Origin of the sequence: Taklimakanibacter lacteus, from assembly GCA_003576695.1 — a bacterium.
Taxonomy (GTDB): domain Bacteria; phylum Pseudomonadota; class Alphaproteobacteria; order Rhizobiales; family Aestuariivirgaceae; genus Taklimakanibacter; species Taklimakanibacter lacteus.
Map to the genome: position 1 here is coordinate 125,018 of QOZQ01000011.1, position 18,860 is coordinate 143,877.

13 protein-coding genes are annotated in these 18,860 nt (G+C 62.6%); 8 read left to right on the plus strand and 5 right to left on the minus strand.

Annotated features, from left to right (window positions below):
• Positions 1 to 36 precede the first annotated feature (36 nt).
• Positions 37 to 1,944: a L,D-transpeptidase family protein gene (locus tag DT068_RS21850; protein WP_119392013.1), complete on the minus strand. Its 1,908-nt coding sequence runs from the start codon at positions 1,942 to 1,944 to the stop codon at positions 37 to 39.
• A gap of 221 nt (positions 1,945 to 2,165) precedes the next feature.
• Complete coding sequence (locus DT068_RS21855) at positions 2,166 to 3,665, minus strand: sigma-54-dependent transcriptional regulator (protein ID WP_119392014.1); 1,500 nt, start codon at positions 3,663 to 3,665, stop codon at positions 2,166 to 2,168.
• A 259-nt stretch (positions 3,666 to 3,924) separates the two neighbouring features.
• On the opposite strand from DT068_RS21855, the gene DT068_RS21860 reads away from it, so the two are divergent.
• Together DT068_RS21860 and DT068_RS21865 are read left to right on the plus strand one after the other, a co-directional pair.
• Entirely contained in the window at positions 3,925 to 5,718 is a 1,794-nt protein-coding gene (locus tag DT068_RS21860; protein WP_368904978.1) for a M3 family oligoendopeptidase, read from the plus strand.
• Positions 5,719 to 5,775: 57 nt separating this feature from the next.
• On the plus strand, positions 5,776 to 7,110 hold the full coding sequence (locus DT068_RS21865; RefSeq protein WP_119392112.1) for an ABC1 kinase family protein: 1,335 nt from the start codon (positions 5,776 to 5,778) through the stop codon (positions 7,108 to 7,110).
• On the opposite strand, the gene DT068_RS21870 is transcribed toward DT068_RS21865, so the two are convergent.
• Positions 7,085 to 10,075, minus strand: a complete 2,991-nt coding sequence (locus DT068_RS21870; protein ID WP_119392015.1) for a CHAT domain-containing protein — start codon at positions 10,073 to 10,075, stop codon at positions 7,085 to 7,087. The two genes, DT068_RS21865 and DT068_RS21870, sit on opposite strands and share 26 nt — an antisense overlap.
• Positions 10,076 to 10,410: 335 nt before the next feature.
• Complete coding sequence (locus DT068_RS21875; RefSeq protein WP_162914365.1) at positions 10,411 to 13,311, minus strand: CHAT domain-containing protein; 2,901 nt, start codon at positions 13,309 to 13,311, stop codon at positions 10,411 to 10,413.
• Positions 13,312 to 13,538: 227 nt separating this feature from the next.
• Here DT068_RS21875 and DT068_RS21880 point away from each other — a divergent pair, with 227 nt between their 5' ends.
• From DT068_RS21880 to DT068_RS21905, 6 genes are read left to right on the plus strand one after another with little or no spacing between them, the layout of a single operon-like run.
• Positions 13,539 to 13,826: a hypothetical protein gene (locus DT068_RS21880; RefSeq protein WP_119392017.1), complete on the plus strand. Its 288-nt coding sequence runs from the start codon at positions 13,539 to 13,541 to the stop codon at positions 13,824 to 13,826.
• 12 nt (positions 13,827 to 13,838) lie between these two features.
• Positions 13,839 to 14,951, plus strand: a complete 1,113-nt coding sequence (locus DT068_RS21885; protein WP_119392018.1) for a Re/Si-specific NAD(P)(+) transhydrogenase subunit alpha — start codon at positions 13,839 to 13,841, stop codon at positions 14,949 to 14,951.
• An 11-nt stretch (positions 14,952 to 14,962) separates the two neighbouring features.
• Positions 14,963 to 15,301 (plus strand): proton-translocating transhydrogenase family protein, encoded by a 339-nt coding sequence (locus DT068_RS21890; RefSeq protein WP_119392019.1) that lies wholly within the window; start codon positions 14,963 to 14,965, stop codon positions 15,299 to 15,301.
• On the plus strand, positions 15,301 to 15,864 hold the full coding sequence (locus DT068_RS21895; RefSeq protein WP_119392020.1) for a hypothetical protein: 564 nt from the start codon (positions 15,301 to 15,303) through the stop codon (positions 15,862 to 15,864). Before DT068_RS21890 ends, DT068_RS21895 begins: the two co-directional genes overlap by 1 nt.
• A gap of 2 nt (positions 15,865 to 15,866) precedes the next feature.
• Complete coding sequence (locus tag DT068_RS21900) at positions 15,867 to 17,261, plus strand: NAD(P)(+) transhydrogenase (Re/Si-specific) subunit beta (RefSeq protein ID WP_119392021.1); 1,395 nt, start codon at positions 15,867 to 15,869, stop codon at positions 17,259 to 17,261.
• A gap of 8 nt (positions 17,262 to 17,269) precedes the next feature.
• Positions 17,270 to 17,941: a phytanoyl-CoA dioxygenase family protein gene (locus tag DT068_RS21905; RefSeq protein ID WP_162914366.1), complete on the plus strand. Its 672-nt coding sequence runs from the start codon at positions 17,270 to 17,272 to the stop codon at positions 17,939 to 17,941.
• Here the strand turns inward: DT068_RS21905 and DT068_RS21910 are convergent.
• Positions 17,938 to 18,726, minus strand: a complete 789-nt coding sequence (locus DT068_RS21910; protein ID WP_119392023.1) for a hypothetical protein — start codon at positions 18,724 to 18,726, stop codon at positions 17,938 to 17,940. The genes DT068_RS21905 and DT068_RS21910 overlap by 4 nt on opposite strands.
• Positions 18,727 to 18,860 lie beyond the last annotated feature (134 nt).

Sequence of the window (18,860 nt, forward strand, 5' to 3'; positions counted from 1 at the left end):
CAAATATGGCGGGGTGCCTTCACGGTATCCCACAGGTCACCTTGTAGCCACAGCCATGGCGGAAAGGGCCGATTCCATGCGCTGGTCGCGGCCATAGACATCGTCATAATACATGATCTTGCCGGTTTGATCGGGCCAGGCGGTGAAATAGGTCAGATGGACCTTGATGTCCTGCTTGACCTTGGCGCTCTGGCTGCGGCCGCTGTCGATCCGCTTGGCCACTTCCGCAGCACTCAGGCCGAGCAGCGTTTCAGCGAACAGGCGCGGATTCTCGACCCGCACACAGCCATGGCTGAAAGCCCGCGACGGGCGGGAAAAAAGCGAGCGGGCCGGCGTGTCGTGGAAATAGATGCTGTGCGAGTTCGGGAAGAGGAATTTGACCTCGCCCAGCGCATTGTCGTCGCTGGGCGGCTGCTGGATGGAGTAGGGCACACCCTTGTTGTAGGCCGACCAGTTCACCGAGCTCGATCGCACGATCTGACCGTTCCGGGACACGACCCGATAGCCCAGCCGGTCGAGATAGGACGGATCGCGCCGCAATATCGGCAGCATCTCATTGCGGATGATGGAGGGAGGAACGCCCCAGGAGGGATTGAAGACCACCGTCTCCATCTTGTCGTGGAAGGCCACGGTCTGGGTCTCGGGCTTGCCGATGATCACCTTGGTCCGCCAGGCTTCACGGTCGCCATCCATGACCTGGAGCTGATAGGCGGCCTGGTTCACGAATACGTATCTGTTGCCGAGATTGCGCGGCAGCCAGCGCAGGCGCTCGATATTATAGACAAGCCTGGCGACATTGCGTTCCTCGGTGCGTCCATTCAGGGCGTTGACGGTCGCCTGATCCAGGCCGCCGGTGGCCTTGAGCTGGGCCTCGGTCTGGAACGCCTTGAGCGCTTCCGAAAGGGTCGGATCGAGAACCTGTTTCGCGGCCTCGGTCTCGGCACGTATGGCGGCCGGGGCGCCGTCCGGCAGCTTGCCCAAAGGCTTGAGATAGCCCAGGCGCTCGAGGTGATGGCGGACGAGCGGGAGGCGCTGATCGGTGTCGCCGGGCTTCAGCCTTTTGCCGAGCGGGATGATCTCGGTCTCGGACACATGGAGAAGGGCGCGTTTCTTGGTGAGCTCGGCCTTGAGCAGCGCATAGGCAGGATGCTGCGGATGCAGACTCTTCAGATATTCGACCGGAAAGGGCGACCAGGCCACAACCTTGATAACGACGCCAGGGTCCGCCGTTTCCGGAGAGATGTCGTTGTACTTCGTCAGCCGGTTGGGAATGATCCGGCCTCCCGAAGCATGGCGCGCATATTTGAGCGCCATGGCGGTCAGGCCGAGATCAAGGCGGGCAAGATGGACCATATCGCCCTTGAACATCGCCGGATCGTCGGTGAAGGAACCCAGCGCCGGTGGCAGGTAATCGAGAGGCTCCATCGCCTCATCGGCGCTTTTCGCCAGCAGGCCGAGCACGTCCTGGCCGCGCTCGTCGAGACCGTCGGCCGTGGTCCAGAGCGGCTTGAAGCCATTGCCGCGATAAAGATCGACAATGAGCGCTTCCTCGGCGGGCGTCACCCGGATCGCCGCGTCCTTGCTCAGCAATTCCCGATAGATGGCGGCCGGCAACGGCTCGAGAGGCTCGCTTTCGGCAAGCGAGTCGACTTTCAATGCCTGCAGCTTCTCCGGCCGGTAGACGAGCGGCGCCTCGGGCTTGTACCTCTCGATGGCGGGGGCATTCTGGATCGGCGGACCCGGCTCGCGGTTGCGCCTGACGGTGCGGCGGCGCTCTTTCATCCGGCGCTCATAGCGCTTGCGGGCGAAATACTCGAAAATGGAGCCTGTTTTCTTGATGCGGCTCGGCGAATCGATATCACGCTCGGCTGACGCTTGCGGCGCCAGCAGAAAAAGAGCCAAAACCAGCGCAGAGGTTCCTGCCAATCCCTGCGTCAGCCGCATCGTCGGTCTACTCCCATGAGATTCCCATAGCTAACCGCCGCTTCATGGCTTTTCAACGGGTCCGGGGCGCCGCGGCAGCATTTAAACAAGAACTGTCACGTTTTTGCCGCAGCCCTGCGCCGAGGCGTTTCCGTGACGGTCAGGGACTCATTCTAACACATTGAAATCGAATGTGTTTGGGTGTTCGTACGGCAGGCGGCTAAACTCCTCGTGATCACCGTTCAGGCGGTCGAGCGGCCGTTTTCGCCCTCATCGAGGCCAAGGTCGCGCATCTTGCGGTAGAGAGTCGAGCGGCCAATGCCGAGCTTGCGGGCCACTTCCGACATCTGGCCGCGGTAACGGTGCAGCGCCAGGCGAATCATGTCGGCCTCGATCTCCTCGAGCTTGCGGATGTGGCCGCCATCGGTCACCGCCGGGATGCCGAGCGCCATGCCGTCTGAGACGGCGGAGCCGGTCGAGCGGGACGGCACCGCAGGGGCAGGGGTGGTCTGGGGCGCCGGCTGGGGCGGCAGCTCCGGGATCTTGACCTCATAGCCCTCGACCAGGGAGGCGATCTGGGGAAAATCCTGGATCTCCAGAATATCGCCCTCGCACAGGACAATGGCGCGGAACACCGTGTTCTCCAGCTGGCGGACATTGCCGGGCCAGCTATAGAGCTGCAGCATCGCCAGCGCTTTCGGATCGATACCATGCACCTTGCGGCCTTCCTCGGCGGCGAAGCGGGTGATGAAGTGATTGACCAAAGCGGGGATGTCGTCCTTGCGGTCCTTGAGCGCCGGCACCATCACCGGGAAGACATTGAGGCGGTAATACAGATCCTCGCGGAACTCGCCGGCCTTCACCATCTCGATCATGTTGCGGTTGGTGGCGGAGATCAGGCGGATATTGACCTTGACGGGCTTACGCGATCCGACCGGATCGATCTCGCCTTCCTGGATGGCGCGCAGCAGCTTCACCTGCATGTCGAGAGGCAGCTCCGCCACCTCATCGAGAAACAGCGTGCCGCCATCGGCCTCCTGGAATTTGCCGACATGCTTGGCGGTGGCACCGGTGAAGGAACCCTTTTCGTGGCCGAACAGGATGCTTTCCACCAGGTTTTCAGGGATGGCGCCGCAATTGACAGCGACGAAATTGCGGCCGCGCCGCTCGCTCTCGCCATGAATGGCGCGGGCGATGATTTCCTTGCCGACACCCGACTGGCCTTCGATGAGGATCGGGATATTGGACTGGGCGCCGCGCCGGCCGAGCCGGATGACGCCCGCCATGGCGGCTGAGGAGGCGATCAGGTCGTCGAAGGTCAAGGCGCCGCCGACCTTCTTGTTGAGGCGCCTGACCTCCTCGGTGAGCGCGTTGACCTTGAGCAGGTTCTGCACCGAGGCGCGCAGGCGCTCGGGCGAGATCGGCTTCACGACGAAATCATCGGCGCCGGCGCGCATCGCCTTGATGACCGTCTCGATCGAGCCTTGTGCCGTCTGTACGATCACCGGGATGTGGCCGCGCACTCCCGCCATGCGCTCGAGAAATTCGAGCCCGTCCATGCCCGGCATTATCAGGTCGAGGATCACGAGCTCGACATGGCCGCCGGCCGGACCGCTCAATATCTCAAGCCCCCTGGCTCCGCTTTCGGCGCTTGCCGCCTCGAAGCCAAACCGCTTGATCATTTCTTCCAGTATGCGCCGCTGGGCTGGATCGTCTTCAACAATAAGGACGCGCGCTGTCATGCTTGACGGTACCACTCAACTGTTAATCGCCATTAAGAGTGAAAAGCGTGCCCTGGTGCACCGCCCAACGCACCAGCCGCTCCCCCTAAGTCACGGGCGACTGTGACAAAGAAGGGTAAAGAGGCGATTAAAGACTTGGCGAGAATGGAGACAGTCGGGGCATCTGTCCAGCGGGAGACGGAATTGCCCGATGTCATATTGCCGGGGCGAGGGCCATGGGCCATATGAGCCTGACACCTCCAAGATGGATCATCGCCCCATGGATTCTGCCGCCACCGCCCAAAAACTCGGCCCCCTGCCGGAATGGAACCTTGCCGATCTCTATGCAGCGCCGGAAGACCCCGGTTTCGCGCGCGACATGCAGCGCGGCGAAGATGATGCCAGGCGCTTTGCGGAAAGCTACAAGGGCAAGCTCGCCGGCCTCCCGGGCGATGAGCTGGCAGGGGCGATCAAGGCCTATGAAGGCCTGAGCGATCTCCTCGGCCGCACCGGCTCCTATGCCCAGCTCTACTATGTCGGCGACACGACCGATCCCAAGCGGGGGAAATTCTATGGCGATGTGTCGGCGCGCCTCACCGGCATCTCGACCATCCTTCTCTTCTTCGAGCTCGAGCTCAACAAGATCGCCGATGACGAGCTCGCCAGCAAAATGAAGGCGCCGGCGCTCGCCCATTACAAGCCGTGGATCGACAATCTGCGCAAGGAGAAGCCCTATCAGCTCGACGACAAGCTCGAGGAGCTGTTCCTGGAGAAATCGCAGACCGGCTACTCGGCGTGGAACCGGCTTTTCGACGAGAGCCTGGCCGAGATGCGCTTTACCGTCGACGGCGAGGAGCTGTCGCTCGAGCCGACGCTCACCCTCATGATGAGCCCGGACGAGGCCAAGCGCAAAGCCGGCGCCGAGGCGCTGGCGCAGACCTTCAGGAAGAACCTGCGGCTCTTCACCCACATCACCAACACGCTCGCCAAGGACAAGGAGATCTCCGATCGCTGGCGTGGCTTCAAGGACATTTCCGATGCGCGCCATCTGTCGAACCGCGTCGAGCCGGAAGTGGTGGCGGCCCTCGTCGAGGCGGTGCGCGCCGCCTATCCGCGCCTGTCGCATCGCTATTACAAGATGAAGGCCAAGTGGCTCGGCAAGGACAAGCTCGCCCACTGGGACCGTAACGCGCCCCTGCCGCAGGAAGACACGCGCGAAGTTCCGTGGGAAGACGCCAAGGCCACCGTGCTCAATGCCTATAGGGGGTTCGCGCCGGAAATGGCCGAGATCGCCGGGCGCTTCTTCGAGAAGAGATGGATCGACGCGCCGGCCCGGCCCGGCAAGACATCGGGCGCCTTCGCCCATCCGACCGTGCCGTCGGCGCATCCCTATGTGCTCCTCAACTATATGGGCAAGACGCGCGATGTGATGACGCTCGCCCATGAGCTGGGTCATGGCGTGCATCAGGTGCTCGCCGCCGATCAGGGCGCCCTCATGGCGCAGACGCCATTGACGCTCGCCGAGACGGCCTCGGTGTTCGGCGAGATGCTCACCTTCCAGGCGCTGCTGCGCCAGGCGAAGGATCCGAAGAAGCGCAAGGCCATGCTCGCCCAGAAGGTCGAGGACATGCTCAATACGGTGGTGCGCCAGATCGCCTTCTACACCTTCGAGCGCAAGATCCACACCGCGCGCAAAGAGGGCGAGCTCACCGCCGAGCAGATCAACGCGCTCTGGCTCGAGGTGCAAAGCGAGAGCTTGGGGCCCGGCATCGCCTTTTCGGAAGGCTATGAGACTTTCTGGGTCTATATCTCGCACTTCATCCATTCGCCCTTCTATGTCTATGCCTATGCCTTCGGCGATTGCCTGGTGAACTCGCTCTATGCGCGCTATGGCGAAAGCGCCGAGGGCTTCCAGGCGAAGTACTTCGCCATGCTGAAGGCCGGCGGCAGCCAGCATCACAGCGAGTTGCTGAAGCCCTTCGGCCTCGATGCCAGCGACCCGACTTTCTGGCAGAAGGGGCTCAAGGTCATCGAGGGCTTCATCGACGAGCTCGAGGCGATGGAAGCCGCCTGACGACAAGGAAAATGGCGCGCCGTGGCCGATGACGAAAACAGCCTGACCGGACGCCTGATGCGCTATGCCAATGTCGGCACCGGCGTCGGCGGGGCGGTGGCGCGCATCGCAGCCGGGAGGCTCATGGGTGCCGAGAGAGGATCGGCGGCGGAGGGCCAGCTTCTGGCCGAGGCGCTCGGCAATCTCAAAGGTCCGCTCATGAAGGTGGCGCAGCTTCTCGCCACCATTCCCGATGCCCTGCCTTCCGCCTATGCCGCAGAACTGGCGCAGCTCCAGTCGCAAGCGCCGGCCATGGGCTGGGCCTTCGTCAGGCGGCGCATGGCGGCGGAACTCGGCGCTGAGTGGCGCGCGCTCTTCGCCGATTTCTCGCATGAGGCGGCGCATGCGGCATCCCTCGGCCAGGTGCATCGGGCGCGCGCGCATGACGGGCGCGATCTTGCCTGCAAGCTGCAATATCCCGACATGGATTCGGCGGTCGAGGCCGATCTCAAGCAGCTCAACATCATCTTCGCGGTGCAGAGGCGCATGTCGCCGGCGATCGATACCAGCGAGATCGGCGAGGAGATCGCGGCGCGCTTGCGCGAGGAGCTCGATTACTTTCGCGAGGCGAAGCATATCAGCCTCTATCGCGAGATCCTGAAGGAGCATCCCACCATCCACGTGCCGCAGGTGGATAAAGAGCTGTCGACGCGCCGGCTCATCACCATGGGCTGGCTCGAGGGGCGCAAGCTGCTCGAATTCAAGGAGCATGATCTCGAAACCCGCAACCTGCTGGCCCGGCATCTGTTCGAGGCCTGGTGGATGCCGTTCTGCGGCCACGGCGTGATCCATGGCGACCCGCATCTCGGCAATTACTCGGCCTCGCTCGATCAGACGGGCAGGCCTCATGGGCTCAACCTCCTCGACTATGGCTGCATCCGCATCTTCCCGCCGCGCTTCGTCGAAGGCGTCGTCGATCTCTATCGCGGCCTCCTCGCCAATGACCGCGCACGCATCGTGCATGCCTATGAGATCTGGGGCTTCCAGGGCCTGTCGAACGAGCTGATCGACATCCTCAATATCTGGGCGCGCTTCATCTATGGACCCTTGATGGAAGACCGGGTGCGCGCCATCGCCGATGGCGTGTCGCCCGCCGAATATGGGCGAAAGCAGGCCTTCACGGTGCATCGGGCGCTGAAAGAGAAGGGGCCGGTCAAGGTGCCGCGCGAATTCGTGTTCATGGACCGCGCCGCGATCGGGCTCGGCGGGGTGTTCATCCATCTCAGGGCCGAGCTCAATTTCTACCGGCTGTTCAACGAGGCGCTGGAAGGCTTCACGGTCGACGGAGTTGCGGCACGGCAAAAGGCGGCGCTCGTGGCGGCAGGGCTTACTTCCAGTTTCCCATCAGGATGAAGGCCGCCCAGTGATAGGGATGGGCGCTTGGCGCCGCGGTGGTACCGGCGGTTTCAATGACCGACATCGCGCGCCCCGGCTGAAGCTTTGTGATGCCAGCCGCCTCGCCTTTGATCATCGCGATCTGTGCGCGGCGCAGGGCGCCGGCCTTGTCGAGGCCGTGATTGATGAAGCCGTCATAGAAATCGCGCATCAGCCGAGCGGTGGAGTCATCGGCGATTTGCCAGAGCGTCGACATGACGGCGGAGGCGCCATTGGCCTGGGCGAGGGCGCCGAAGCTTTCGATCTCCTCGCCCTCGGCGCCGCCGCCGCGCGCCGTCTCGCAGGCCGAGAGAATCAGAAGATCGACGCCGGCAAAGCGGAACTGCTTCTCGGTCCGCAACCGATCGAGCGAGAGTCCCTTGCCGTCGCCGAGAAGCAGATAGGAGTTCGTTTCATTGCCGGGTCGAAAGCGGAAATGACTGGCAATGTGAAGGATTTGGGGACGCTTCGTCAGTGCCGTGAGCAGGCTGGATTCATCGAAAGAAGCATCCATCACCGGTACGCCGTCGAGAAAACCGATGCCGTCCGCTCCGCGGAATATCGTTTCGAGCTCGGCCGCGACGCCGGGAAGGGCGGCGAAGCCCGGATGCTTGCCGGCGACACCGAATCCGGTTCCATTGACCTGTGTCCGATCGGGCCGTGAGAATTTTGGCGGAATCGCCGGATTGAAGCGCGCGAGCGCAAAATCCTCGACAAGGAAGCGGCCCTCGTCGTTGAGCGCGGCGAAGGGCACGTAGCGCAGGAAGCCCGAAAGATCGAGCACAAGAACGGGCTCATGCCGGCTTTGCCGGTCAAGAGCGGCTTCGATGTCGCGGCGGACCGGCCTGATCAGGAGGTCGTAGAGCTTCGCCAGACGATTGACGGCATCGCCGCCCCTCGATTCGACGGATGAAACCGCTGCGAAGACCTCGCCGGCGAGATCCGGTCGACGAACGGGTATCTCACGGTGCGCCGTGCCGCGATGGGCCGCGCTTACAAACAGGTGCAGACCGTCTTCAAGGCTCATCGCCTGAAGGAGGACGACATTCGGGCCCATCGCCTTGAGGTCCGCCTGCAGCTTCTGCGAATAATGCTGCCCGGTCTCAAGCGCTTCCCTTTGTCGGGTAAGCCTGTCGGTCTCGGCGCGATCGAGATGGCCGCGGGCGGCGGCAATGAATTCCCGCAGGGCGGCGTCCCGGCGTCTGAGAAGCTCGCCGGCCCGGTTCTGCTCCACAGCACCGGCTCTCTTTCCAGGTCCGGCAAGCCGGCCGAGCTCGGCGGCAATGAGATGCGCCGGCTGCATCGTCTTCTCGATGGCTGCCTCGATCCTTTCCTCCAGCTTCGTCAAGCGAATGCTGTCGGGCTCGAATTCATGCGGCGTGCCGGCGCCGCGGCGGGTGAAATCGAAGAACTCCTCCTGTTTGAGGAGGCCCGCCACGAACTGCGCCTCCGAAAAGAGCCCGTCGGCGAGGAGCAGCCCGGACAGGCTGCGATAAGAACTCTGGAAGCTTTCGCCCAGCGCCGAGCGCAGTTGCGGCGTGAGCTTTGCATTGTGGCCGCGCACGGCCTGATGGGTGTTGACGGCTTTCTTGGCAAACAGCAGCGCCGCGCTGCGATTGCCGCGAGCCGACAGGGCCAGCGCCAATGTGCGGAAAGTATAGCGCATATTGTCGAGATCCGTGTCCGCGCTGCCTGTCTGTATCAGATAGGCCTGAAGGGCGCTGTCGATGGCTTCATCGTGACGGCCGAGCCGGCGCGACGTATTGGCGATCCTGGCCAGCAGCGCCCCAACTTCGGCATGATCCGGCCCGAGCGTCGCGACGGCGATGGCCATCGCGCGGCGATAGCCGGTCAATGCGTCCTCATGCTTTCCGAGGTCATCATCCAAAGTGCCGAGATTGACGAGAGTGCGCATGCTCTGGAGGTTTGACGGGCCATAGATGCGATCGAAGACCTCGCGCGCAGCCTCATAATGCGTACGTGCCTCGTCGTGGCGGTCAAGCCCCATATTCGCCCATCCGATGTTGGCAAGGAAATGCGCGATCTTCTCGTCGCTCGGAGATGGCGACATCCGGTGGTGGGCAAGCGCCTTCTGCAGAATATCGAGCGCATCCTTGAAGTTATCCAATTCCATATGGACGACGCTCATATTGTTGAGCACATCGGCGAGCAGAGGGCTTTTGTCGCTCCCGAGCTTCACGAGCATGGCGCGTGCCCGCTCGAAAGCTTGCAGCGCATCGCGATAGCGTGCCGAGCCGTAATGGAAAGCGCCCTGGTTCATGTAGATGCCTGCAACATCATGGCTTTCCTCCTCGCCAAGCTCGGCGAAGATCGACAGGGCGGCCTCGTTGGCGGCGACGGCCTCGGCGAAGCGCCCCGCCGAGCCAAGCCCGGCGGCCAGATTCGCATAGGCCGCTCCGACCAGGGGATCGGGCAGGCCGACGCGCCCGGAAATCTCGCGGGCTGCGTCAAGGGCGGCGATGGCCTCGGGCAGGCGGCCGAGTTTCCGGTAGATGTTGCCCAGTTCGATGTTGATCAGGACGATGTCCCGGCTTCTTTCTCCGAAAGGGTCTCCACCGCTTTCGGCAAGGCCGGCCTCGGCCTTGGCCAGCAAATTCCGGCCGTGAAGCAAAGCCCGATCGAGGTCTCCCGGCTTTGCTCTTTCGGCCAGAGCAGAACTCAGCAGATAGACGGCATGGAGGTCACCGGCCTTGGCCGCGGCATCTAGCCATGAGATCGCCGCGTCGAGGTCGCGTTCTGTCCCCCGACCCTCCAGATAGGACTGTCCCAGGCTGATCATGGCGCCCGTGTCGCCGGACTGGGCCTTGATGGTCAGCGCGGGAATGTCCGGAGCGGCCCGGTCGGACTGGGCCGGGCATGATGCACTCGCCCCTGCAAGGCAGAGGATGACTGCAAGCCAGAAGATTGCCAATTGCCGCCGCATCGTTCATCCAAGGATAGTGCCCAATTATGACGTAAGCAGGAAGATTTTCCAGCCAAACAACGGCACCCGGCTTGTTGGATGAGCTCATCGGCTCGTGCGGCGACAGGGTCATGAGACTCATCGCCGCGCCGACCCTTTGTTCTTGCAGGCGCGCTTCATCCATGGACCCTTGATGGAAGACCGGGTGCGCGCCAAGGTCACAGACAAAGCCGATCGTCCTTCGGGATCGTCGCGCCAGGGCCGCTGGGGAATTTCTATGAAAAGAATCCTTCTGGCCGCGGCTTCGGGCAAACCCTTTATGTCGGATTCCGCACGCCAGGATCTCCTGTGGACTGTTACATCCAGTTCCCCATCAGGGTGAAGGCGGCCCAATAATAGGGATGGGATGTGGGCGCCGCATCAAGGTCCGTGGCCGCTGAAGCATCTTCCACGACGGTCATGGAGCGATTGGCGTGTTGCGCCGACTGTTGCGCCGTTTCGCCCTTGATCAACGCCAACTGCGCCCGCTGCAGGGCATGTGCCTTGTCGAGGCCCTGATTGACGAGGCCGTCGTAGAAATCGGTCATAAGCCGGGCGGTCGACTCGTCGGCGATCTGCCAGAGCGTCGACAGGACCGCCGATGCACCTTTTTCCTGTGCCAGCGCGCCGAAGCTTTCGATTTCCTCTCCCTCGGCACCGCCGCCGCGCGCCGTCTCACAGGCGGAAAGGGTGATGAGATCGATGCCGTTGAACCGGAATCGCTTCTGCGTGCGGAGCTGGCTCAAGGTGAGGCCAGCGCCATTGCCGAGCAGCAAGTAGGAGTTTGTTTCGTTGCCGGGCCGGAAACGGAAATGACTCGCTATGTGAAGAAGCTGAGGTTTCGCCGCGAGCGCCTTTGCGAGGGCATCGTCACTGAATTCATCGTCCAGCTTGGTTGTTCCCTCGACTATATGGAAGACGGCGTCGAGCTCACGGACCGCGCCGGGCAAAGCCGGGAACCCCGGATGTTCCCGTGCCACCCCAAAGCCTGCTCCCTTGATATTGCCGCGGCGCATCGCCGCGAACTTCGTCGGGACGGCGGGGTTATAGAGGGCCAGGGCATAATCCTCGACGAGATAGTGTCGACCGCCGTAAAGGGCCGCGAAAGGGACATATCGCAGGAAGCCGGAGAGATCGAGGAGCAGGGTCGGAGTATTCGCGCCGGCGCGGTCGACCGCGGCATCCAGGTCGGAGCGGACCGGTCGGATGAGCAGATCGTAAAGCTCGGCCAGTTTGGCGTTGGTGTCGTCGCTGCGCCCTTCAATTGCGGCGAGAGTCGCCGATATCTTGTTGGCGAGGTCGGAACGGCTCGCGGGCACTTCACGGTGGATCGTCTCGAACCCGGCGGCACTCACGAAGAGATGAAGGCCATCTTCGAGACTCATTGCCTGCAGAAGGACGACGTTCGGACCCATGGCGTTCAAGTCTGTTTGAACCTTCCGGGCGTAGTCCTGGCTGAGATCGAGAGTTTCCTTCTGCCGCAGAAGCATCCTGGTCTCGTTGCGGCCGATGAGTTCCAGCGTCGATGCGACGAAGGTCCGCACGGCTTCGTCCCGCCTTGTCGCGAGATCGCGAAGTCGGGCTTGAGCCTCAGGTGTAGCTGTTCCTGTTTTTGCCCGGGCGGCCGCCAGAGCGCGCATCTCAGCTGCGATCTTCCGAGCGGGCGTCATCCGCTCCTGGATTTCCGTCCAAATCCGTGCTTCGGGCTTCGTAAGCCGAATGACTCCTGGATCGGTATCCGCGCTCTTCTCGGCAATCTGTGTAAATTCATGGAATTCCTCCTGTTTCAGAAGTCCGCCGGCGAACTGAGCCTCCGAGAACTGGCCGTCAGAAAGCAGCAGTTCGGAGAGCAGACGATAGGAGGGCTGAAAGCTTTGGCCGAACGCCGAGCGCAATGCGTCGGTCAACGTGCTGTTGCGGGCGCGAAGCGCTTGATGTGCATTTACCGCCGACTTGGCAAAAAGCATGGCGACGCCCCTATTGCCCTTGGCCGCAAAGGTTCGCGCCAGCATGCGGAAAGTGTAGCGCTGATTGTCGATATCGGCATCGGCGGCGTTTGTTTGAATCAGGAGGGCGTGGAGGCCGTAGTTGAGAGCATCGTCATATCGTTCGAGTTTGCGTGAGGTGTTACCAAGTCGCCCAAGCATGGTGGCTACGTCCGCGTGATCGGGACCCAAGGAATCCATGATAAGGGCCAGAGCCCTATTATAGTTGGTGAGGGCGTCCTCGAAATGGCCGAGCTCGTCATCCACGTTGCCGAGGTTGATGAGTGGATTCATCATTTCAATGGTATTCGCGCCATAATTGCTTTCCAGGATCTTTGCGGCCGCGAGATACTGCACGCGGGCGTCGGCGTGGCGTTCGAGACCCTGAAAGGCGAGGCCCAGCGTCCCATATGTGGCGGCGACCTCGTGTTGATCGGGTGATTCCGACTTGGCATAAATGGCAAGCGCGGATCGAGCGGCTTTCACGGCGTCCTCATATCGTGCCAGCAGGGTGTAGACGCGACTCTTCGTCTTGAGGACGTTGGCGACGCCCGAGATCTCCGGGATATTCAGGTTCTCGTAGATGGCAAGGGCTTCGTCCAGGGCATCCAAAGCTTCGCCGTAGCGTGCCAGGATTGTGAGGCTGATGGCCTCGTTTGTATAAAGGTTCGCCAGGAGCCTGCGGTCACTTCCGGGAATCTTGGCGAGAACTTCGATCGCCCGCTTTGTGGCGGCGACGGATTCCTCCTGACGCCCCGCGCCCGCGAGACTGTTGGCGAGATTGAAATAGACGGCCACGATCTGCAGGCGATCTTGACCGGGCTTGCGCTCGGCTATGCGGCGCGCGGCTTCATAGGCCGCTATTGCCTCCTCGAAGCGGTTCAGCTTGTCATAGACATAGCCAAGCTGCAGTTGGATGCTGGCTTGAAATGCCGCCGATCCAGACCTCTTCGCCAACGCTGATGCGGCAATGCCATAGCGCAAGGCAAGAGCGAGATCGTCCGGCTTGCCTCTTTCCCGAAGCGCGTAACTCAGTTGGTACAGTGCGTTGGCGTCACTGGTCTGTGCGGCGGTTGCGAACCAGCCAATGGCTGCGTCGAGATCGCGCCTGGTCCCGTCACCCTCCAGATAGGCTTCGCCGAGGGCCATCATCGCCTCGATGTCGCCCGCCTGGGCCTTCTGGGTGAGGAGGGGGATATCCGGAGCGGGCGAGGAATTCTGGGCCTGGCCCACGCCCATAAGTCCCGTGAGCCACAGGATCGCCGCAAGCCAGGGAACTGCCAGTCGCTGTCGCATGAGCCGTCCGGGGCGGGGAACTGACGGGATATTGCCGTTCCAATGCGGGATTTTAAAGGCGCTTCTGGGACGGATCGCCGCGCCGGCCCTCGGTTCTTGCGGCGGGTAAGGCTCTAGGCTAGGTAAGTCACCTCAGATTCCGAGGTTTTGAGGGGATTTCCGACATGGCAGAGCAATCGGTCGACCATCATCTGGATATGGCAGCGCATCGCAGGACCTATGGCGCCTTCGTGCGCGGCTCGATCGTGCTGGGCATCGTCTGCGCCTTCGTGCTGGTGTCGCTCAGCTCCTTCGCCTTCGGCAAGTCGCTCAATGTCTTCATCGGCTTTGCCGGGCTCATCATCGGCATCATCGCCGTCCTGATCGATGCGCGCTCGGGCTCGCAGCGCTGGCTCCTGTCGATCGGCGCCCTGGTGCTGTTCGGACTGATTACCGCCGTCAACGTCGGCTAGGGTTCCCGACATATGAAGATCGCGGTCTCAGCCGAAACCACTCCGGGCGAGAGCCGCGTCGCGGCGACGCCCGATACGATCAAGGCCTTCATCAAGAAAGGCTTCGAGGTTGCCGTGGAAGCAGGCGCCGGAAGCGGCGCCTTCATCTCCGATGACGCTTTCGCCGGCGCTGGCGCCAAGATCGGCAAGGGAGAGGCGGCCCTGAAAGACGCCGATATCCTGCTCAGCGTCCGCCGGCCGGAAGCCCAGACCACCAGATCCCTGAAGCCGGGGGCGCTCGTCGCCGCCATCCTCGATCCCTATGGCGACCGGCCGGGGCTCGAGGCGCTGGCCAGGCAGGGGCTCACCCTTTTCGCCATGGAGCTGATGCCGCGCATCACCAGGGCGCAGTCGATGGACGTGCTGTCGTCGCAGGCCAATCTCGCGGGCTACAAGGCGGTGATCGATGCCGCCGCCCAGTTCGGCCGCGCCTTCCCGATGATGATGACGGCGGCAGGCACGGTGCCGCCGGCCAAGGTGTTCATCATGGGCGTCGGCGTCGCCGGCCTCCAGGCCATCGCCACCGCGCGCCGCCTCGGCGCCATCGTGTCGGCGACCGACGTGCGCAAGGCGACGGAAGAGCAGGTGAAGAGCCTCGGCGCCAAATTCGTCTTCGCCGATGTGGCCGATGCCGCGACCGCCGGCGGCTATGCGCGGGAATTATCGGCCGAGGACAAGGCCAAGCAGGCGGCACTCGTCGCCGAGCACATCAAGGCCCAGGACATTGTCATCACCACCGCTCTCATTCCGGGCCGCCCGGCGCCGGTGCTGGTGACGAAGGAGATGGTCGAGACGATGAAGCCCGGCTCCGTCATCGTCGATCTGGCGGTCGAGCGCGGCGGCAACTGCCCCTTGTCGAAAGCGGGCGAGGTCGTCACGCATCAGGGCGTCACGATCATGGGCAATCTCAATCTCGCCGGAAGGCTCGCCGGCAATGCCTCGCCGCTCTATGCCCGGAACCTGCAGAACTTCCTCGATCCCCTGATCAAGGACGGCGCGCTCAAGATCGATTGGGCGGATGAGATCATCACCGGCACGCTTGTCGCCAAGGACGGCGAGCTGGTGCACAAGATGTTCAAGTCTTAAGGACCCTCACGATGGAACATGGGATCGATCCCTTCGTCTCGCTTTTCGCGATCTTCGTGCTGGCGGTCTTCGTCGGCTATTATGTGGTGTGGAACGTCACCCCGGCGCTGCACACGCCGCTCATGTCGGTGACCAATGCGATCTCCTCGGTGATCGTGGTCGGAGCACTTCTGGCGGTGGGGGCAGGGGCGATCGCATCCGGCTCGACACTTGCCATGATCTTCGGCTTCCTGGCGCTCATCCTCGCTTCCGTCAATATCTTCGGCGGCTTCCTCGTCACCCAGCGCATGCTGGCGATGTACAAGAAGAAGGACCCATCGGCGTCCAAATCTCCGGCCAAGGGTCATTGATGACACGTTTTCCGAAGCTCCGTGGCCGGTTCATCGCGGCGACAATCTGTGCATGCCTCGTGACGGCCGGCGCCGCCATGGCGCGCGATCTGACGGACGCGGAAAATGCCAGCCTCACGGATGTGGTGGCGAAGTTCGGCACGGCGATGACCGGCAGCGATATCGCAACCCTCGTCAAGGCCATTCCGCCGCGCATCATCAAGCAGATGGCCGAGCGGGACGGCACGAGCGAGGCTGAGATCAGCACGGCGCTGGCCCAGCTCATCGGCGACACGATGGTCGCCATGCCGGTCAAGTCCTTCGCGCTGAAGCTGCCCGAGGCCGCGCATAAGGAGCTGGCGGACGGCACGCCCTATCTGCTCATCCCCACCGATACCGTCATGGATGCGGGCGGCGCCGACAAGGTTCTGATCCGCGCGTCGACGCTTGCCCTCATCGACGGCAGCGACTGGTATCTGCTCAGGACCAATGACGCCCAGCTCGTCTCGGTCCTGCGCGAGGCCTATCCCGATTATGTCGGCGTCGAATTTCCGGAAGCCACCCTGGAGCCCTACAAGGAATAATCATGAGCGCTTCACTCGCTGCCTTCCTCTATCTGGTCTCGGGCGCCTTGTTCATCATGGCGCTGCGCGGGCTGTCGAGCCCTGAATCCTCCAGGCAGGGCAATCTCTTCGGCATGATCGGCATGGGGCTCGCCATCGTGACGACGCTGCTGCTCGCCGCACCCTCGGGCGGGCTCGCCTGGGCGCTCATCATCGGCGGCATTGCGATCGGTGGCGCCATCGGCGCCGTCACCGCCAGGCGCATCGCCATGACGGCGATGCCGCAGCTCGTCGCCGCCTTCCATTCGCTCGTTGGTCTCGCGGCCGACTTCGTGGCGGCTGCCGCCTATTATGCGCCGGAAGCCTTCGGCATCGCCAGCAATGGCGAGATCCATGCGCAGAGCCGCATCGAGATGGCGCTCGGCGCCGCGATCGGCGCGCTCACCTTCACCGGCTCGATCATCGCCTTCCTCAAGCTCGACGGACGGATGAGCGGCAAGCCGATCATCCTGCCGGGCCGGCATTTCATCAATATCGCGCTCGGCCTCGCCCTTCTCGTCTTCGTCTATGTTTTCTTCGCCGGCCAGAGCGCCTTGGCCTTCTGGCTGATCGTGGCGCTGGCGCTGGCGCTCGGCTTCCTCCTCATCGTGCCGATCGGCGGCGCCGACATGCCGGTCGTCATCTCGATGCTCAATTCCTATTCCGGCTGGGCCGCGGCCGGCATCGGCTTCACGCTCGCCAATACCGCGCTCATCATCACGGGGGCGCTGGTCGGCTCGTCGGGCGCCATCCTCTCCTACATCATGTGCAAGGGCATGAACCGCTCCTTCTTCAGCGTCATTCTCGGCGGCTTCGGCGGCGAGACGGCGGCTGCGGCGGGGGGTGTGGAAGCGAGACCCGTCAAGCAGGGCTCGGCCGATGACGCGGCCTTCATCATGAAGAATGCGGGCTCGGTCATCATCGTGCCGGGCTATGGCATGGCCGTGGCGCAGGCCCAGCATGCCTTGCGCGAGATGGCGGATCATCTCAAGAAAGCGGGCGTCACGGTCAAATATGCCATCCATCCGGTGGCGGGCCGCATGCCGGGCCATATGAATGTGCTGCTCGCCGAGGCCAATGTGCCCTATGACGAGGTGTTCGAGCTCGAGGACATCAATTCCGAATTCGCGCAATCCGATGTCGCCTTCGTCATCGGCGCCAATGACGTGACCAATCCCGCCGCCAAGGACGACCCGGCCTCGCCGATCTACGGCATGCCGGTGCTCGAAGTGTGGAAGGCCAATACGGTGATGTTCATCAAGCGCGGCATGTCGTCGGGCTATGCCGGCATCGACAATGGCCTCTTCTACCGCGACAATACGATGATGCTGTTCGGCGACGCCAAGAAGATGACGGAAGAGATCGTCAAGGGCATGTGAGGCGGCGGGTGTCGCTCGATTTCGAGCGCGATGGTGTCGCGGTCCGCGACGCGGTCATCGGCGCCGATATCCTTGGCAAGCTTGCGGATGAATTCGAGGAGGCTGGCGTGCGCATCGGTGCGCGCCCCTTCGCTCTGTCCCCGGTGATCCGGGGACTCCTGGCGCCGTCCGGCATCCTGACGCTGCTGGCACGGCATTGGGCTCGCGGTCCGGCTCGCCCGGTGCGCGTTCTCGCTTTTGACAAGACGCCCGATGCCAATTGGCATCTGCCCTGGCACCAGGACCGGGTTATCGCGGTCAAGAAGCGCGCCGATGTTCCAGGCTTCGGCAACTGGACGGTCAAGAGCGGACAGCATCATGTGGAAGCGCCGGCGGAGCTTCTCGCGACGATGTCCAATCTGCGCCTCCATATCGATGACTGTGACGCCGCCAATGGCGCGCTCAAGGTCGTGCCCGGCAGCCACGAGCGTGGCCGCCTCACCGACGCGGAAGTGCGTGACACAGCCCGGCAAGGGCGAGCCATCACATGTCCCGTCGCGGCCGGAGGTGTTCTTGCCATGAAAGCGCTTACCATCCATGCGAGTGATGCGTCATCGACGCCGCGCCGCAGGCGTGTCCTGCATGTCGACTACTGCGCGGGCGAATTGCCCAAGGAACTCGACTGGGCGCTCGAAGTCTAGTTCTTCACGTCGTAGCGATCGCTGAGGATGCGCTGGACTTTCTCCATGGGATCGCCGGCCTTGATGTCCGGCAGGCCGTGCAAATAGGCATTGGCGGCAAGCCAGATAGAGACATTGTCGTCCAGAGTCGTGTCAAACTTGCGATAGAAAACGATATTCAGGGTGCTCACCACGCCTGCCGCTCTGACGAGCTCGAACCCCATGCAGGAATACTGTTCGCGAGGAGAGCTGTCGCTGTCGATGAAGATCAGGGATTTTTCGATGACGCCGGTGTACTTGTCGAAATAGCTGACGGCCCAGCAGGGGGCGTCGACGAATTCGATGTCCTTTCCGCCGGTCTTCAAAAGCTTCTTACTGGTGATATTGGCATCGAGATGGAGCTTTCCATCGATCTTGCGGTCGCGCTGATCGAAAGTGTCAGGTCGCGGCGCAATGTGGACTTCGATCTGAGCGGCATCGGCTTGCGCGATGCGGGCTCCGAACGTGTCCGGTGCATTGGACTGCAGAAATTCCAGGATGTGCAGGGCAGGAGAGACACAGCCTTCCTTGGGGCAGGACACATAGATACTGGGCGTGTTGCGATATTTCAGGACCCTGTCGAATATCCAGCGCCCCGCGAGATAGTTCTCAATCAATGTGGCGCGGGTCTCCGGTGACCGGCTTTTGATATAGGCGTCCATGTCGCCGGCAGGCTGGGCGGCGGCGGGAATGCAAAACAGGACTGTGGCCAATATGGCTGCGCGGATCTTGTTAGATACGAACCATCCAACCACCAGCGCCGCCATTCCAGCCTCCCGATCGCAACCGCCGGATATATAGGGTGATGACAGGCGAACTGCGAGTCCAGCCAGCGGACCGGAGCAGGCTTCTCCACAAGCAGGAAAGAAAATTCTTTTTTCTTGAGTTAAAGATAAAAATC

Bases quoted from the DNA above. Each gene is read 5' to 3' on its own strand.
- DT068_RS21850 (WP_119392013.1), bottom strand. From the start codon at position 1,944: ATGCGGCTGACGCAGGGATTGGCAGGAACCTCTGCGCTGGTTTTGGCT.
- DT068_RS21855 (WP_119392014.1), bottom strand. From the start codon at position 3,665: ATGACAGCGCGCGTCCTTATTGTTGAAGACGATCCAGCCCAGCGGCGC.
- DT068_RS21860 (WP_368904978.1), top strand. From the start codon at position 3,925: ATGGATTCTGCCGCCACCGCCCAAAAACTCGGCCCCCTGCCGGAATGG.
- DT068_RS21865 (WP_119392112.1), top strand. From the start codon at position 5,776: ATGCGCTATGCCAATGTCGGCACCGGCGTCGGCGGGGCGGTGGCGCGC.
- DT068_RS21870 (WP_119392015.1), bottom strand. From the start codon at position 10,075: ATGCGGCGGCAATTGGCAATCTTCTGGCTTGCAGTCATCCTCTGCCTT.
- DT068_RS21880 (WP_119392017.1), top strand. From the start codon at position 13,539: ATGGCAGAGCAATCGGTCGACCATCATCTGGATATGGCAGCGCATCGC.
- DT068_RS21885 (WP_119392018.1), top strand. From the start codon at position 13,839: ATGAAGATCGCGGTCTCAGCCGAAACCACTCCGGGCGAGAGCCGCGTC.
- DT068_RS21890 (WP_119392019.1), top strand. From the start codon at position 14,963: ATGGAACATGGGATCGATCCCTTCGTCTCGCTTTTCGCGATCTTCGTG.
- DT068_RS21895 (WP_119392020.1), top strand. From the start codon at position 15,301: ATGACACGTTTTCCGAAGCTCCGTGGCCGGTTCATCGCGGCGACAATC.
- DT068_RS21900 (WP_119392021.1), top strand. From the start codon at position 15,867: ATGAGCGCTTCACTCGCTGCCTTCCTCTATCTGGTCTCGGGCGCCTTG.
- DT068_RS21910 (WP_119392023.1), bottom strand. From the start codon at position 18,726: ATGGCGGCGCTGGTGGTTGGATGGTTCGTATCTAACAAGATCCGCGCA.